Origin of the sequence: Desulfocurvus vexinensis DSM 17965 (assembly GCF_000519125.1) — a bacterium.
GTDB lineage: Bacteria > Desulfobacterota > Desulfovibrionia > Desulfovibrionales > Desulfovibrionaceae > Desulfocurvus > Desulfocurvus vexinensis.
Window position 1 is genome coordinate 24,594 of the sequence record NZ_JAEX01000011.1, and the last position, 15,965, is coordinate 40,558.

At 72.0% G+C, this 15,965-nt stretch carries 17 protein-coding genes; 11 read left to right on the plus strand and 6 right to left on the minus strand.

All coding sequences use genetic code 11. The features are described from left to right. Positions 1-65: 65 nt before the first annotated feature. The 4 genes from G495_RS0109135 to G495_RS0109150 form a co-directional block, all read right to left on the minus strand. Positions 66-437, minus strand: coding sequence for a Rid family detoxifying hydrolase (locus G495_RS0109135; RefSeq protein WP_028587561.1), 372 nt, complete (start codon positions 435-437; stop codon positions 66-68). Positions 438-537: 100 nt separating this feature from the next. Next, positions 538-3,792: an efflux RND transporter permease subunit gene (locus tag G495_RS0109140; protein ID WP_028587562.1), complete on the minus strand. Its 3,255-nt coding sequence runs from the start codon at positions 3,790-3,792 to the stop codon at positions 538-540. Continuing rightward, positions 3,789-4,931, minus strand: a complete 1,143-nt coding sequence (locus tag G495_RS18465; RefSeq protein WP_035251582.1) for an efflux RND transporter periplasmic adaptor subunit — start codon at positions 4,929-4,931, stop codon at positions 3,789-3,791. Before G495_RS18465 ends, G495_RS0109140 begins: the two co-directional genes overlap by 4 nt. Positions 4,932-5,019: 88 nt before the next feature. Further along, a complete protein-coding gene (locus G495_RS0109150; protein WP_028587563.1) occupies positions 5,020-5,205 on the minus strand; it encodes a YgaP family membrane protein in 186 nt (61 codons plus the stop codon). A gap of 410 nt (positions 5,206-5,615) precedes the next feature. On the opposite strand from G495_RS0109150, the gene G495_RS0109155 reads away from it, so the two are divergent. Then, positions 5,616-6,113 carry a hypothetical protein gene (locus tag G495_RS0109155; protein ID WP_028587564.1) on the plus strand — a complete coding sequence of 166 codons (498 nt, stop codon included), beginning with the start codon at positions 5,616-5,618 and terminating at the stop codon, positions 6,111-6,113. Positions 6,114-6,421: 308 nt separating this feature from the next. Here the strand turns inward: G495_RS0109155 and greA are convergent, their stop codons facing one another. Together greA and cobT are read right to left on the minus strand one after the other, a co-directional pair. After that, positions 6,422-6,901, minus strand: a complete 480-nt coding sequence (gene greA, locus G495_RS0109160; protein WP_028587565.1) for a transcription elongation factor GreA — start codon at positions 6,899-6,901, stop codon at positions 6,422-6,424. A 205-nt stretch (positions 6,902-7,106) separates the two neighbouring features. Then, positions 7,107-8,174, minus strand: coding sequence for a nicotinate-nucleotide--dimethylbenzimidazole phosphoribosyltransferase (cobT, locus tag G495_RS0109165; RefSeq protein ID WP_028587566.1), 1,068 nt, complete (start codon positions 8,172-8,174; stop codon positions 7,107-7,109). A 195-nt stretch (positions 8,175-8,369) separates the two neighbouring features. Between cobT and G495_RS0109170 the strand changes: the two genes are divergently transcribed. From G495_RS0109170 to G495_RS0109215, 10 genes are all read left to right on the plus strand, one after another. After that, positions 8,370-8,798, plus strand: coding sequence for an Hsp20/alpha crystallin family protein (locus G495_RS0109170; RefSeq protein ID WP_028587567.1), 429 nt, complete (start codon positions 8,370-8,372; stop codon positions 8,796-8,798). Between the two features lie 54 nt (positions 8,799-8,852). Continuing rightward, positions 8,853-9,710, plus strand: a complete 858-nt coding sequence (gene htpX / locus G495_RS0109175; protein ID WP_028587568.1) for a zinc metalloprotease HtpX — start codon at positions 8,853-8,855, stop codon at positions 9,708-9,710. Positions 9,711-9,712: 2 nt separating this feature from the next. Beyond that, positions 9,713-11,089 (plus strand): trypsin-like peptidase domain-containing protein, encoded by a 1,377-nt coding sequence (locus tag G495_RS0109180; protein WP_028587569.1) that lies wholly within the window; start codon positions 9,713-9,715, stop codon positions 11,087-11,089. Positions 11,090-11,291: 202 nt separating this feature from the next. Beyond that, positions 11,292-11,480 (plus strand): ferredoxin, encoded by a 189-nt coding sequence (locus G495_RS0109185; RefSeq protein ID WP_028587570.1) that lies wholly within the window; start codon positions 11,292-11,294, stop codon positions 11,478-11,480. 226 nt (positions 11,481-11,706) lie between these two features. Then, positions 11,707-12,567, plus strand: coding sequence for a YkgJ family cysteine cluster protein (locus tag G495_RS0109190; RefSeq protein ID WP_028587571.1), 861 nt, complete (start codon positions 11,707-11,709; stop codon positions 12,565-12,567). Next, positions 12,564-12,953 (plus strand): hypothetical protein, encoded by a 390-nt coding sequence (locus tag G495_RS0109195; RefSeq protein WP_051445231.1) that lies wholly within the window; start codon positions 12,564-12,566, stop codon positions 12,951-12,953. The genes G495_RS0109190 and G495_RS0109195 overlap by 4 nt, the downstream gene beginning before the upstream one ends. A 45-nt stretch (positions 12,954-12,998) precedes the next feature. Further along, the gene (locus G495_RS0109200) at positions 12,999-13,613 is read left to right on the plus strand and encodes a tetratricopeptide repeat protein (RefSeq protein ID WP_028587573.1); all 615 of its coding nucleotides are present in this window, start codon (positions 12,999-13,001) and stop codon (positions 13,611-13,613) included. 15 nt (positions 13,614-13,628) lie between these two features. After that, positions 13,629-14,348, plus strand: a complete 720-nt coding sequence (locus G495_RS18470; protein ID WP_035251586.1) for a DVU0298 family protein — start codon at positions 13,629-13,631, stop codon at positions 14,346-14,348. Beyond that, complete coding sequence (locus tag G495_RS0109210; RefSeq protein ID WP_028587574.1) at positions 14,345-14,608, plus strand: hypothetical protein; 264 nt, start codon at positions 14,345-14,347, stop codon at positions 14,606-14,608. The genes G495_RS18470 and G495_RS0109210 overlap by 4 nt, the downstream gene beginning before the upstream one ends. Positions 14,609-15,269: 661 nt before the next feature. Continuing rightward, complete coding sequence (locus tag G495_RS0109215) at positions 15,270-15,617, plus strand: DVU0772 family protein (RefSeq protein WP_028587575.1); 348 nt, start codon at positions 15,270-15,272, stop codon at positions 15,615-15,617. The last annotated feature ends 348 nt before the right edge of the window (positions 15,618-15,965 follow it).

Below are 15,965 nucleotides of genomic sequence, written 5' to 3' on the forward strand. Positions count from 1 at the left end.
GCCTGAAAAAAGAAGTGCCCGGAAAACAGCGTTTTCCGGGCACGGGGTTGAATTCTACATTGCGCCTATCTGGCGGCGGTGCATTTGACCTCGACGAGCCCGCCCTTGGGCAGCGCGGACACTTCGACCACGGCACGGGCGGGCTTGTGCCCGGAAAAGAACTCCGCGTAGATGGCGTTGAACTCCGGGAAGGCGCCCATGTCGGTGAGGAAGACCTCGACCACGGCCACGGCGTCCAGGCCCAGCCCGGCGGCGCCCAGGATGGCGCGCAGGTTGTCCAGGGCCTGGCGGGTTTGGGCCGCGAAGCCCGGGGCCATCTCGCCCGTGCCTGGGGCCAGCCCGAGCTGCCCGCTGACGAAGACCAGGGCCCCGGTGTCCACGGCCTGGCTGTAGGGGCCGACCGCCGCAGCCGCCTTGTCCGTCTCGATGAAGCGCATGGAACGTCTCCTTCTGCTTGAGTGTTCGTGAGCCGTGCCGGGCGGGCATAGCACACGCGGGCCCGCCCGGCCAGGGGCGCCGCGCGGCCCCGGCCGGGGGTCAGGCCCCCGCGCCCTGGCCCCGGGCGCCAAAGATGGCGTAGTAGGCCACGGGGATGACCACCAGGGTGAAGGCCGTGGAGGCCACCAGCCCGGTGATCAGCGCCCAGGCCAGGCCGGAGAAGATGGGGTCCAGGGTGATGGGCCAGGCCCCGAGCATGGTCGTGCCCGCCGTGAGCAGGATGGGGCGCATGCGCACCACGCCGCTTTGCAGCACGGCCTCGCGCAGGGGCAGGCCCCGGGCCAGCTCGCCCTGGATGAACTCGATGAGCACCAGGGAGTTGCGGATGACGATGCCGCCCAGGGCGATCATGCCGATCATGGACGTGGCGGTGAAGAAGATCGGGTCGGGCAGCTCGCCCACGGTTCCGGCGAAGAGCAGGTTGAGCAGCCAGAAGCCGGGCATGATGCCGATGACCGTCAGCGGGATGGCGGCCATGATCAGCCCGGGCATGCTGAACGACTTGGTCTGGATGACCAGCAGGATGAAGATGCCCACCAGGGCGGCGCCAAAGGCCAGGCCCAGGTCGCGGAACACGTCCACGGTGATCTTCCATTCGCCCTCGCCCGCCCACTCGACCCGCAGGCCCGGGGGCAGGGGGTCGGCGCGCAGGCGCGACTGGAGATCGAGCACGGCCTCGCCCGGGGCCCGGCCGGTCATCTCGCCGTACACGTAGGCCACGCGCTCCAGGTTCTTGTGCAGGATGGGCTGGTCCTGCCCGACCAGCCGGAAGCTGCCCAGCTCGGCCAGGGGCACCATGCCCTCGGCCTCGCCCCGGGGGGCGCTGCGCAGGGGCATCTGGCCCAGGGCGGCGGGCGAGGAGCGCCGCTCGCGCGGCAGCACGGCGCGCACGGGCAGCTGCTGGCGCTCGTCGGGCTCGTGGACCATGGCGGGCGTCATCCCGCCCACGGCCATGCCCAGGGCCTCGGCCACGGCCTGGGCGCTCACCCCGTGCAGGGCGGCCTTGTCGCGGTCCAGCTCGAAGTGCAGGGCCTGGTGCGGCGCCTCGGCGCTGGTGTCCACGTCGGCCACCAGCGGCTCGGTGCGCATGAGCCCGGCGACGTGGTCGGCCCCGGCCAGCAGCTGGGCGTAGGTCCTGTCCGGGGCGGCGTAGATTTCGGCCACCAGGGTCGAGAGCACCGGCGGCCCGGGCGGCACCTCCACCACCTGGATGGCCGCGCCCGAGGCGGCGGCGATGCGCTCCAGGCCCGGGCGCAGGCGCAGGACGATGGCGTGGCTCTGGGCCTGGCGGCGGTCCTTGTGGGCCAGGTTCACGCGGATGTCGGCCACGTTGCCGCCCCGGCGCATGTAGTGGTGGCGGACCATGCCGTTGAAGTCCATGGGCGAGGCCGTGCCCGCGTAGGTCGTCCAGTTCTCCACCTCGGGCACGCCACGCAGGAAATCCTCGAAACGGCGCACCACGCGGTCCGTGGCTTCCAGGGGCGTGCCCTCGGGCATGTCGATGACGATCTGGAACTCGTTCTTGTTGTCGAAGGGCAGCATCTTGAGCGGCACCAGCCGCAGCGCGGCCAGGGCGCACGAGGCCAGCAGCAGCACGCCCACGGCGGCCCACAGGCCCAGGCGCCGCCGGGGCGAATCCAGCAGCGGGCCCAGCAGGCGGGCGTAGGCGCGGTGCAGGGCCGAGCCCGTGCCCGGGGCCTGGGCCCCGGCGCTTCCGGCGTCGCGCCCGGCCTGGTGGCGCAGCAGCAGGTGGGCCATCCAGGGCACCACCGTCAGCGCCGCCAGGGTGGAGAAGACCACCGTCAGCGGCACGTTGGCGGCCATGGGCGCCATGTAGGGGCCCATCATCCCGGTGATGAAGAACATGGGCACGAAGGAGACGATGATGGCCAGGGTGGACATGAGCACCGGCGGCAGCACCTCGGCCACGCCAGCCAGGGTCGCTCCGCGCGGGGGCAGGGCGCCCCGGCGGATGTGGCGCTGGATGTTGTCCACGTTGGTGATGGGGTCGTCCACCACCAGGCCCAGGGAGAGGATCAGCGCGAACAGGGTCACGCGGTTGACCGTGTAGCCCAGGGCGTAGTTGACGAACAGGGCCAGGGCGAAGCTCAGGGGCACGGCCAGGGCGACCACGGCGGCCTCGCGCCGCCCCAGGGTCACGGCCAGCAGGGCCACCACGGTGAGGATGGCGAAAAACAGCGAGGAGAGCAGGTTGTCCACCTTCTCCTGGGCCGTGGCGCCGTAGTCGCGGGTGATCTCGTAGCGCACGCCGTTTGGCAGCACGGTCCGGGCCAGCTCGGCCATGCGCTCCTTGATGGCGGCGGACACGGCTACGGCGTTGGTGCCCTTCTTCTTGGCCAGGGCCAGGGTCACGGCGGGGAAGGTCTGGCCCGGCTCGGCGCCGCGCACTCCGGCCTCGGCCTCGGCCCGGGCCGAGACGCCCAGGCGCGAATAGGTCTCGGGCTCGGCGGGCCCGTCCACGACCAGGGCCACGTCGCGCAGGTGCACCGGGCGGCCCTGGTAGACGCCCACCACCACCTCGCCCACGTCGGCGGCGGACATGAGAAATGCATCCGTGCGCACGGAATATTCGCGCCCGGCGCTGGACAGTGCCCCGGCGGTGGCCGAGGTGTCGGCGGCGGCCAGGGCGGTCTGCACGTCGTCCGGGGCCACGCCCATGCCCGCCATGCGCTGCGGGTCCAGCAGCGCGCGCACCTCGCGCGGGCGCCCGCCCGTGAGCGTGACCCGCGACACGTCGGGCACCTCGGCCAGGCGGTGGTACAGCTCCTCGCCCACCCGGCGCAGGGCCGCGTCGTCCAGCTCTGCGGAGTACAGGGCCACGGTGACGATGGGCACGTCGTCGATTTCCACGGGCTTGACCAGCCAGCCCGTGACCACCGAGGGCACGAGATCGAGGTTCTTCTGCACGGTGTTGTGCAGCTTGAGCAGCGACTGCTCGCGGTCCTCGCCCACGAAGAAGCGCACCGTGACCAGGGCCTGATCGCGCCGGGACACGGAATAGACGTACTCCACCCCGTCGGTCTGCCACAGGATGCGCTCCAGCGGCGAGGTGACGAGTTTTTCCACCTCCTCGGCGCTGGCCCCGGGCACGGAGACCGACACGTCGGCCATGGGCACGACGATCTGCGGCTCCTCCTCGCGCGGGGTCAGCAGCACCGCCGCGGCGCCCAGGCACAAGGTGGCCACCACCAGCAGGATGGAGAGCCGGGTTTCCAGGAACGTTTCCACCACGGCGGGGATCAGCCCGCGCGGCTGGGCGGGCCCGGCGCTCATTGCACGCCTCCGGGCAGGGCCACGGTCTGCCCGCCTGCAAGCCCGGCGAGCACTTCCACCTCGCCGCCCTGGGCCGGGACGGTGCGCACGAAGACCGTGCGCCAGGTGTCCCCGTCCAGCACGCGCACGGTCTCCAACTGCCCGGTGCGCGTCACGGCGCGCGCGTCCACCAGCACGGCGGTGCGCCGCCCGGCGGGCACCAGCAGGCGCCCGAACATGCCCGGGTAGGCCCCCAGCAGGTCCGGCAGCCCGACCTTGACCAGGAAGGTGCGCGTGGTCGGGTCCGCCGCAGGCACGACCTCCTCCACCACCCCGGACACCGTGCGCTCCAGGGCCGGGATGGCCACGGACAGCTCCGTGCCGGGCCGGGCGCGGGCGATGAGCCCCTCGCGCACGAAGGCTTCCAGGCGCAGGGCTCCGGCCGTCTGCACCACCAGCAGCGGCTTGCCGGGCACGGCCAGATCGCCGGGCTCCGCCGTGCGGCTGGCGACTTCCATGTCCTCGGGGGCGCGGATCACGGCGTAGCCCTGGGCGATGCCCGCCTCCTCGTGCTGCTTGGCCGACCGGCCCAGGGCGGCCTCGGCCCCGGCCACGGCCTCGCGCGCCTGGGACAGCCGGGCCTCGGCCTGGAGGTATTCCGCCTCGGCCTGGTCCATCTCGCGTTCGGCCACGGCGCGCTCGGCGAACAGGGTCTTGATGCGCTTGTACTGCGCGGCGGCGGTGTCGAAGGCGGCCCTGGCCTCGCCCACGGCCTGACGGGCCTGCTCCAGCCCGGCGCGGGCCGAGGCCTGGGCCTGGGCGGCGCTGTCGGCCCGGGCGGCGTGCTCGCGGTCGTCCAACACCACAAGCACCTCGCCGCGCTTGACGAAATCGCCAGCGCGCACGCGCACTTCGAGGATTTTGGCCGTGATCTGGGCCTCGATGCTGGTCTGGGTGCGCGGGCGGATGGTGCCCACGGCCTCGTAGATCTCGTCGATGTCGGCCTGGCGCGTCTGGGTTGTTTCCCAGGGCTGGTGCCCCGGCTCGGGCGCGGAGCCGGGCCCCGGGGCGATGGTGCCCGTGCGCAGGGCTCCGGCCTGCCAGAGCACGACCAGCAGCACGGCGGCGGAGCCAAGGACAAGGGCGAGGCGTCTTTTCATTACAGGGACTCCTGATTGGGAGGGGTGCTTCGGGGCTGGAGGCCGGGCCTGGGCGCGGGCCCCGGGGGGCCCGCGCCGGTGCACCGGGCTACTGCATGCCCATGCGCCGCAGCACGGCCATCAGCGGGCAGGTGTCGGTGAAGGCCGATTGCAGCAGGTTGGCGCCCACGAAGGCCGTGAGCCACAGCCAGTGGGGCGAGTGGAAGACCGCCAGGAGCACCGTGAGCAGGACGAAGGAACCCGCCACGGCGCGGATGATGCGGTTGATGGTCATGGTGCCTCCTTGTGTGCCCTGGGTTTGGCCCAGCATAGCGCGAAACCGCCCCGGGAGGGAAGCGCAAGCCGCGTCGCGCCGGGGATGAAATTCTCTACATTGTGGTGGGGGTTTACGCCGTCCCGGGCTGGGCTGGCAACCCGGCGCGGGCCGGATGCCCCGGCGAAGGCCGGAGTCCATGCCCAGGCGCAGGGCCGCCCGGTGCTGCCCGGCAAGGGGCAGGCCGTGCGGCAGCGGCAGCGCCCCGGCCCCTTGCGCCTGTTCCAGGTGCCAGCCCGCGCTCCGGGCTTCCGCTCCCGGCTAAAAAATAGATCGCCCCGGGGGCTTGTCAATGAGAATGAAATTCAGTATCAGGATTGCGGGACGGCAGGGCCGTTCCTTTCATGAACAGCAGCACCAGGAGGCGCGATATGGGCAGCATGCGGCAGGATGGACAGACGGCGGGGCGGCGGACCGGGCACGCGGGCTGCGGCTGTGGCGGAAAACGGGCCTCGGCCCGGGTGGCCGCCGTGGACGGCGCGAGCCCGGGGCGCTATGCGGGGGCCCACGCCCCGCGCGGCCAGAAGGGCCACGCCGAATGCGCGGGCGGCTGCCGCTGCAAGCTGCTGGGGCGCATCCGCGACCTGAGCCGCGCCGGGATGCAGGCCCTGGACAACGGCGCCCACGGCGAGGCCGAGCGCCTGCTGCGCGAAGCCCTGGCCCTGGGGAGCGACGCGCGCGCGGGCGCGGTCATCGACGCCAAGACCCGCAACTGCCTGGGCATCGTGCTGCACAGCGCCGGGCGCATGGTCGAGGCCCTGGCCCAGTACCACACGGCCCTCACGCTCATCGAGGCCCGCGTGGGCATGGACAACCGCCTCTACCGCGTGGTGGCCGCCAACAGCCGCAAGGCCGCCGGAGCCGCCTAGCCGATCGCCCCGGAGGGGCGGTCGGCTGCGTTGCGCAAAAAAATCCAACCCCGCGCGGCTGTCTTGCTCCGCGCCGGGATTGGATTTTTTTGTGCCGACACCGCACCGCCTGAACGGCCTGGAAAAGGCGTTTCCCGGCAGTCACCAGGGCTGGCCCTGGCGTGCCGGGGCGGCCCCGGCGTGACCGGATTGGCGCGTCCCTGGCCGGGCCGCCAGGGCTTGCCGGGCTGGCCAGCCGCCGCACAAACGAAGGCGCCGCCCCCCGGACTTCCGGGAGGCGGCGCCTTCGCGTCGCTGGCGGAATCCGATCAGTTGGCGGACTGGAAGGCCACGGACAGGATCTCGTACTCGATCTTGCCGCGCGGGGCGTCCACGGTGATCTCGTCGCCCTCGCGCTTGCCCAGCAGGGCCTTGCCCACGGGGGACTGCACCGAGATGGTCCCGCTGGCGTGGTCGGCCTCGTCGGGGCCGAGCAGGGTGTATTTCTTCACATCGCCGGTGTCCATGTCTTCGATCTCCACTGTGGCGCCGAAGGTCACGCGGTCGCCGCCCAGGGTGGCCAGGTCGATGACGTTGAACTTGGACATGCGCGATTCGATGTAGCTGATCTGGGCTTCGAGCATGCCCTGGCGCTCGCGCGCGGCGTCGTAGCCCGCGTTCTCGCGCAGGTCGCCCTCCTCGCGGGCCAGGGCGATGGCCTCGATGACCGCCGGACGCTCGCTTTTGAGGCGCGCCAGCTCCTTCTTGAGCTTTTCGTAGCCTTCGGTGGAAATGGGAATCGTGCTCATCTCGTGTACCCTCGTCTGTCTGATGATGGAGCGTGAAGCTGGAATTTGAAAACAAAAAGAACCACTCTCGCCGGGCCCTGGTCTGGCTCCGGTGAGGCGGTTTGGCGTTCCCACGCGCGATGTCGTGGCGGGACCATAGCCCACCCGGGGGCGGGGGTCAAGCCCCCCGCGCCCGGCGCGGCCCGAGTGGCGCGCCCTGGCGGGCCTATGCCCCGGCGCTGACCCCGGCGCGGTCGAAGGTGGCCATGCGGGTGTAGACGTTGGCCGCAGCCCGCAGCAGGAACAGGGCCAGGGCCGCGCCCGTGCCCTCGCCCAGGCGCAGGCCCAGGTCGAGCAGGGGCCGGGCGTCCATGGCGGCCATGGCCCGGGCGTGGCCGGGCTCGGCGCTGGCGTGGGCAAAGAAGGCGTAGTCGCGCACCGCCGGACACAGCTTCCAGGCCACGGCGAAGGCCGCCGTGGAGATGAAGCCGTCCACGGCCAGGGCCAGGCGGCATTTGGCCGCGCCCAGGCACAGCCCGGCCAGGGTGGCGATCTCCAGCCCGCCCAGGGCGGCCAGGATCTCCAGTGGGTCGCCCGAGGCCACGGCCCGGGCGTTGACCTCAAGCCCCCGGCGGATGACCGCGCATTTGGCGCGCACGCCGTCGGCGTGCAGACCGGTGCCCGGCCCGGTCATGGCCTCGGGGTCCAGGCCGAAGAGCGCGCAGTACAGCGCTGTGGAGGGCGTGGTGTTGCCGATGCCCATGTCGCCGGTGCCCACGGCGCGGCAGCCGTCGGCGGCGGCGGCCTCGGCCAGGGCGATGCCGTTCATCAGGGCGCGCTCGCATTGCTCGCGGGTCATGGCCGGGCCCTGGGCCAGGCTGGCCGTGCCCTCGGCCACCTTGCACTGCACCAGCCCCGGGTGCTCGGGGTACGGCCCGCCCACGCTGCCCGCGTCCACCACCACCACCTGCACTCCGGCGGTGTCAGCCAGGACGTTGATGCCCGCGCCCCCGGCCAGGAAATTGGCCACCATCTGGCGGGTGACCTCCTGGGGAAACAGGCTCACGCCCTCGGCCACCACGCCGTGATCCCCGGCGACGGTGTAGATGCGCGCGGGGTCCACCCCCGGGGCGGCGCCCCCGGCAATCTGCACCAGGCGCACGGCCAGGTCTTCCAGCAGGCCCAGGCTGCCCCGGGGCTTGGTCAGGTTGTCCAGGTGGGCCCGTGCGGCGGGTTCCAGGGCGGGGTCCAGGGGCGCTATGGCGGCGATGGCCCGGGCGAGGCTGGGGTGCATTGACCTACTCCGGTGGCTGGGGTGTGGCGGTGGCTGCGGACGGAGGCCGAGGCATACTCCGCGCGGGCGGGCTTGGCAAGGCCGCCCGGCCCCGGCGGCGCGGTAAATATTGACAGGGGGCGGCGAATGAATACCTTGGCCTGGACGGCGAGAACCGGCGCGGGGCAGCCCCGCGCCGCCACAGGAGGGCGGGCCATGGCCAAGTACGACTGGAACCCCTGGGACGTTCTGGGCGGGGCGGGGGGCGGCTCCCGGCGCGGCCCGGGCGGCGTTGTCCCGGGCGGCCCCGGCGGGGTGCGCGAGCCCCTGGCCGACGTGGTGGAGACCGCCGCGGCCTACGTCGTCGAGGTGGAACTGCCCGGGGTCCGGCGCGAGGACATCGGGCTGGAGGTCGCCGGGCGGGAGCTGGTCGTCTTCGGCACGGCCCGCCAGGAGCGGGACGCCGAGGGCGGGGTCTATCACGTCATGGAGCGCGCCCATGGCGCCTTTGGCCGCCGCTTCCTGCTGCCCCGCGATGTGGACCCCGGGGCCGTGTCCGCCGTGTTCGAGGCCGGGCTGCTCACCGTCACCGTGCCCCGGCGCAGTGCCGCGCCGGGCAGCCTGCGCATCGACATCGAGGGCTGAGGCCGCAGGCCCGGCCCGCAATCCTTTTTTCCGCACACAAGGAGCCTTGGCGATATGACCAGCCAGATCAAGACCGTTTTGCTGCTGGCCCTGCTCACGGGCCTGCTCATGCTCATCGGCGGCGCCATGGGCGGGCGCGGGGGCCTCATGGTGGCCTTCGTCCTGGCCATGGCCATGAACGTCGGCAGCTACTGGTTCTCCGACCGCATGGTGCTGTCCATGTACCGTGCGCGGGTGCTCTCGCGCGCCGACGCCCCGGGCCTGTTCGCCATTGTCGAGGAGCTGTCGCGCAACGCGGGCATCCCCATGCCCCGGGTGGCGCTCATCCCCCAGGAGGCGCCCAACGCCTTCGCCACCGGGCGCGACCCGCAGCACGCCGTGGTGGCCGTCACCGAGGGCATCATGCGCCTGCTCTCCCCCGAGGAACTGCGCGGGGTGCTGGCCCACGAGATCGGGCATGTGGCCAACCGCGACATCCTCGTCCAGAGCATCGCCGGGGTGCTGGCCGGGGTCATCATGTACGTGGCCAGCATGATCAAATGGGCCACGCTGTTCGGCTTCGGCGGGCGCAGCGGCGACGGCGAGGGCGGCAACCCCGTGGCGGCCCTGGCCCTGGCCTTCGTGGCCCCCGTGGCGGCCATGCTCATCCAGATGGCCATCTCGCGCTCGCGCGAATACCTGGCCGACGAGGCGGGCGCGCGCTACAGCGGCGCCCCCGAGCAGCTGGCCAGCGCCCTGGCCAAGATCTCGGGCTACGCCCAGCAGGTGCCCATGCGCGCGGGCAACGAGGCCACGGCGCACATGTTCATCATCAACCCCTTCTCGGCGGGGGGCGTGGCCAGCCTGTTCAGCACCCACCCGCCCGTGCAGGAGCGCATCAGCCGCCTGCTGGCCATGGCCGGGAGGCGCTAGCCGTGGGCCGCGCTGCAACCCTTTTGGGCGCCGCGCTGCTCGTGCTGGCCGCCCTGGCCCCGGCGCGGGCCGACCACACCGGGCAGCTGCCCGGGGCCGGGGGCGACGACCTGCGGCGCACCCCGGTGGTGCGCGCCGTGCAGGCCGTGGCCCCGGCGGTGGTCAACATCACCTCGGCCCGGGTGGAGGAGCGCGAGGTCAACCCCCTGGGCCGCTTCTTCGACCAGAACATGATGTCGCCGCTGCTGCGCGACTTCTTCGGCCCCCAGGGCACGCGCCGCGTGACGCGCACCAGCCTGGGCTCGGGGGTCATCATCGACGGGCAGCGGGGCCTGGTGCTGACCAACGCCCACGTCATCGCCGGGGCCACGGAGATCACCGCGCGCCTGCTGGACGGGCGCCAGTTCCAGGCCGAGCTGGTGGGCGCCGACGCGGACTTCGACCTGGCCGTGCTGCGCCTGGCCGAGGCCCGCGAGCTGCCCCAGGTGCCCATGGGCAGCTCGGCGGACCTGCTCATGGGCGAGACGCTCATCGCCATCGGCAACCCCTTCGGCTTCTCGCACACGGTGACCACCGGCGTGCTCTCGGCCATGGGCCGCACCGTGCGCACCGAGCAGGGCACCTTCACCGACTTTCTGCAGACCGACGCGGCCATCAACCCCGGCAACTCCGGCGGGCCGCTGCTCAACCTGCACGGCGAACTCATCGGCCTGAACACGGCCATCCACCAGGGCGCCGAGGGCATCGGCTTCGCCATCCCCATCGACAAGGCCCGGCGCGTGGTGGCCGAGCTGCTGGACCACGGTTTCGTGAGCCAGGTCTGGCTCGGGCTGTGGGGCCAGGACGTGGACCAGGCCACGGCCAGCTACTTCGGCCTGCCCGCCGCGCGGGGCATGCTCGTCACCGACGTGCAGCCCGGCTCCCCGGGGGCCGAGGCCGGGATCGCGCCCGGCGACGTGGTGCTGCGCCTGGGCGGGTACGAGGTCCAGGACAAGGACCACTACCTGCAACTGCTGCGCAACCATACGCGCGGCGAGAGCGTGACGCTCACGGTGCTGCGCGAGGGGCGCGCGCTGCGCATCCCGGCCCGGGCCGACGCCTTTCCGGCGGGCCTGGCCGAGGATCTGGCCTGGCGGCGCTGGGGCCTGCGCGCGGGCCCGGCCCAGGGGGCGGGGCTCACGGTGCAGGCCGTGCGCCCCGGCAGCCCGGCGGCGACCCTGGGGCTGGCCCCGGGCGATGTCGTGCTGCGCATCGGCGGGGCGCGGCTGGCCGAGGCTGGCGATTTCGCCGCGGCCTTCGTGCGCTACCGCATGCAGAACAGCCTGATCCTCGTGGTCGGGCGCGCGGGCCGGGCCTACTACGCGCGACTCAACGTCTAGGGCGCCGGGGGGCCCGGGCGCCCGCAGCGCCCCGGATTGCACCCCCGGTCTTGACACCTGCATGGCCAGGGGCTATCTCGGATTTCCTGATGGCGGGACAGCCTCACGCGCAGACGCGCGCCCGGAGGCCCGCCGTATACAGGGCACATTCGCCGGGACGGGGTCCGGGCGGAGGGCAATACAAATTCACTGGAGGTTCCAAATGGGTTACAAAGTGACTGTTGACGCTGACAAGTGTGTGGGCGACGGCGAGTGCGTGGACGTCTGCCCGGTGGAAGTGTACGAGCTGCAGGACGGCAAGGCCGTTCCGGTCAACGAGGAAGAGTGCCTGGGCTGCGAGTCCTGCGTGGAAGTCTGCGAGCAGGACGCCATCACCGTCGAGGAAGAGTAGTCCCGGCCTTTCCGCTGATGCGATAGTTCCCAGGACCGAAGGGAGCGGCGCGGCCTGGCGCCGCTCCCTTCGGCGCGTCTGACGCCCGGCCCCGGCCCCGGCCGGGGTGAAAATTCGTGGCCGGGCCTCGACATCGCGCGCGGCGGACTTACCTTGGGGTTCCGCCCCCGTCAGGGGCGGCGGCCCCCTGCGCCCGCGAGCCAGGCGACCCAATACGGAGTGACCCATGACCCCCGACTTCGGCCCCTTCTTCGAACGCTACGAAGCCCTGGCCAGGGAGATCGACCAGGTGGTGGAGCGGGTCGGCGCCGAGCACGGCCAGTGCATTGCCTGCGCCCCCGGGTGCAGCGACTGCTGCCATGCCCTGTTCGACCTGACCCTGGTCGAGGCCATGTACCTCAACGCCAAATTCAACGCGCACTACAGCGGCCAGCGCCGCAGCGACCTGCTCGACCTGGCCGACGAGGCCGACCGCAAGGCCTGCCGCATCAAGCGCGATGCCTTCCGCATGTCGCGCGACGGCGCCCGGACCACCGAGATCCTCGAATTCATCGCCAAGGCGCGGGTGCGCTGCCCCCTGCTGGACGCCGATGACCGCTGCGCGCTCTATGAGCACCGGCCCCTGACCTGCCGCCTCTACGGCATCCCCACGGCCATCCGCGGCAAGGCCCACACCTGCGCCAAATGCGGCTTCACCCCCGGCGTGCAGTACCCCACCGTGAAGATCGAGCAGTTGCAGGACCGGCTGTTGCGCCTGTCCCATGATCTGACGGCCAGCCTGCGCACGCGCTACGCGCGCCTGGGCGAGACCCTGGTGCCTGTGTCCATGGCGCTCATGAACCGCTACGACGCCGAGTACCTCGGCCTGATGAGCGACGAGGAATGGGAAAAGGCCGAGCGCCTGCGCATGGCCCTGGCCGAGGACGCCCGGCCCCCGCGCCCGGCCCCCGGGGCCATGGCCGAAAAGGCCTTTGCCGCCGCCCCGGCCGGGCAGGACGCCTGCGCCAGCTGCGACCAGGGCAAGGGCTCCGACGCCTGTTCGACCTGCGGCTCCCTGACCTGGGAGCTGGGCGGAGGCAAGCCATGAAGCCAACCGGACCCAAGCCCCCCCGTCCCCCGCTGACCCCCGAGCAGGAGGAGACCAAGCGCGTCATGTACGAGCGGATCTCCCCCCGGCGGCGCAAGTTCATCGACAAGGTGGGCTACGAGAACTGGGACCCCTTCCCCGAGCCCTTCGACCCCATGGACATCCGCACCGACGCAAGCGGGCAGACCATCCAGGACTTGGTGCGCACCTTCCTGCGCTCCCGGGCCATGACCGCCAAGGTCGGGGCCCACTACAGCCGGGGCGCCCACGAGCTGGCCATGGGCATCGTCAACAAGGACGAGCGCTTCCGGGGCATGTACGATTTCATCGTCTGGTACAACGACATGCTGCGCGCCCAGGGCCGCGAGATGACCTGGGAGCGGTAGCCATTGGAACCCGGGGCCCCGCCCCGCAAGCACGAGGAGCGCCTCATGGGCACCGACGCCAAGACCCTTGACGAATACATCATGCAGATGCAGCACCAGCTGGCGGGCAACCCCAAATGCGCCAGCCACCACTACAACCTGGGCGTGGCCTACCTGGCCAAGCGCATGTGGCACGAGGCCGAGGAGAGCTTCCGCGAAGCGCTGGACAACTCCCCGCGCATGGCCGAGGCCTACGTGCAGCTCGGCGGCATCTGCCTGCAGCGCGGCGACATCGACGGCTGCCTGAACAACAACCGCAGCGCCTCGGGCGCCCGGCCCCAGTTCGCCGTGCCCTTCGCCAACATGGGCTTCTGCTACCTGCAAAAGGGCGACCCCGACCGCGCCGTGGCCAGCCTCAAGAAGGCGCTCAACCGCGACCCCGACTACGTGCAGGCCCTGGCCACCATGGGCAGCGCCTACCTCATGTCCGGGGAGCCCGACGAGGCCAAGCCGCACCTGGACCGCGCCCTGGAGCTGGCCCCGGACTTCGGCCCGGCCTGGAACAACATGGGCCTGTACTGGCTGGAGAAGGGCGACAAGGCCGAGGCCGCGCGCTGTCTGGCCAAGGCCCAGGAGACCGGCTACGAGGTGCCCCAGGCTCTGCTGGAGCAGGTGGGCTAGGGGCGGGAGGACGCCATGGCGCGCTTTCGGGGCATGAAGGCGCAACTGCGGAGCCTGCTGGCTGGGGCGGACCAGGAGGAGATCCTGGCCCGGCTGGCGCAGCTGCCCGCCCCGGAGCTGGTGGGCCCGCTGTTCTCCCTGCTGCTGGCCCCCGGGGAGCTGGTGCGCTGGCGGGCCGCCACGGCCCTGGGCGCCACGGTGGCGCGTATGGCTGAGGAAACCCCCGAGGCCGCCCGCGTGGTCATGCGCCGCTTCCTGTGGCACATGAACGAGGAGTCGGGCAACATCGGCTGGGGTGTCGCCGAGGCCATGGGCGAGGCCATGGCCCGCAGCGCGCTGCTGGCCCGGGAATACCACAAGAACCTGGCCTCCTACGTGCAATGCCCCGAGTGCGCCATCGGCGACGACAACTTCCTGGAGCACCCGCCGCTGCGCCTGGGGGTCTACTGGGCCCTGGGGCGGCTGGGCGAGGCGCGCCCGGAGCTGCTGGCCCACGTGGCGCCCGACCTGCTGCGCGCCCTGGGGCAGGAGCAGGGCGCCCAGGCGCGCGGGCTCGTGGCCCGGGCCCTGGGCCTGGGGCGCGTGGCCGGGGCCCGGGCGGCCCTGGAAGCCCTGGCCCGCGCCGGGGACCCGGTGGACATCTACCGCGGCGGCACCCTGGAGCGGACCACCCTGGGCGCCCTGGCCCGCGAAGCCCTGCAGGCCGTGCAGCAGGGGCACAAGGAGCGAGCGTGAAGGACGAACGAGGCCTGTACTACTATCCGAGCATGCAGACCCACGACGTGCGCATGTATGTGCGCCGCAGCGAGGAGGGCGTCGTCGAGTTCCGGATGTGGAACAAGGACCTGCCCGAGGTCTGGGAGCGCCACGAGTGGATTCCCCTGGACGTGGTGCGCACCGCCGCGCGCATGTACGCCCTGCGCAACAAGGACCGCAACCCCATGGGCCTCTACGACGAGGCCATCGCCCGCCGTCTGCTGGACGAGGACCGCTGAGGCCGCGCCGGGTGCGGCGGGGCGGCGCCCGGCCCGCTTCCACGCCGTGGCCTGCGGCCAGCTGGGCGGTGTTTCCCGCACCCGCCAGGGCCCCGCGAGCCGCGGGACCTGAAGGCATCCGGGCCGCGTGGCTCCTGGCGCCCGCCGGGCCAGCGCGGCCGCGCGGGCCTGCGCCGACTCCCCGGACACGTGCGAAGCGATCGCGGCCCTGCGCTTCGCGCGGCTACACGCGCCCCCACCGCCACACATGCGAAGACGACAAACCGCCCCGGTGCTCCGCGCGGCCACACGCGGGCCTGCGCGCACCATACGCGCCTGCGCGCACTTGGGAGCCCGGGGCGGCGAGGTTTTCCCGCGCCGTCAAGCCGCGCCATACGCGCCTGCGCGCATCCGGAAGCATGATTCCTGGGGCCGCGCGGGGTTCTACCCTCCACAGCCGGGAAAATCCTCTGGCCCCGAGAAAAAGCCTTGACCTCAAATTGGTAATAGTTATTATTAAGACAGGATCGCATGCCGCTACGGCAGACGCGGCCTGCGAGACACCTCCGAGGTTTGACAGGTATCCACACGGGACAAATCCCCCCGGGCGCGGCCCGGGGGGAGCTCCGGGGCAGACGGACCGGGCGCGCCGAGGCAGGCGCCCCGCGCAAGGGAGGACGACATGAGCCAGCTCAATCAATTCAGGAACCTGCACATCGACTGGGACATGGAGCCCGCCGACGCCGTGGCGCTGTATCTCGAATGGGGCAACAGCGGCTATGGAGGCAGCTACGAGAATCGCGTCAAGAGCAGGAACGACGTGTCCAACTATTTCGTGGTCTACAACTGGGAGGACGGCCCCACGGTCTGCCTGGTGCGCAGGACCATGGAGGGTGCCGAGGACCTGGCCTGCCTGCGGCCCCCGGCGGACATCCGCCGCCGCTTCGAGCAGGAGGTCGGCGGCAACAAGGGCGTCTACCCCATCAACGGCGAGATCAGAGGGTGGCTCGAAAAGGAGCTGTACAACTGACGCCGCGTGGCTCCTGGCAAGGGGGCCGGGCCTTCGGGCCCGGCCCTTTTTTGTTGCGCGCCGCCGTGCCGGGGCGCCGTGGCGAGGGGCGCGGCGCCGTTCCCTCAGGCGGCTGCGCCAGCCGAAAATAGTGCTTGCCTTGGCGGCCCGGAGGTGTAGGTTGAAAGAACTTTCCGGGGCGGACCCCGGCGGGCTCCCTGCGGCGCAGGGAGCGCCGGAACGTGCCGGAATCACTCGGCAACCATCTGCAAGCGCCCGGCTCCCGGGGCCGTGAGACTGAGAGTCGTTCGCGGGACTGTACCGCCCGTGTCGAGTGTGCTATTTCGCCAATGCGTCCGGGCATTTTGA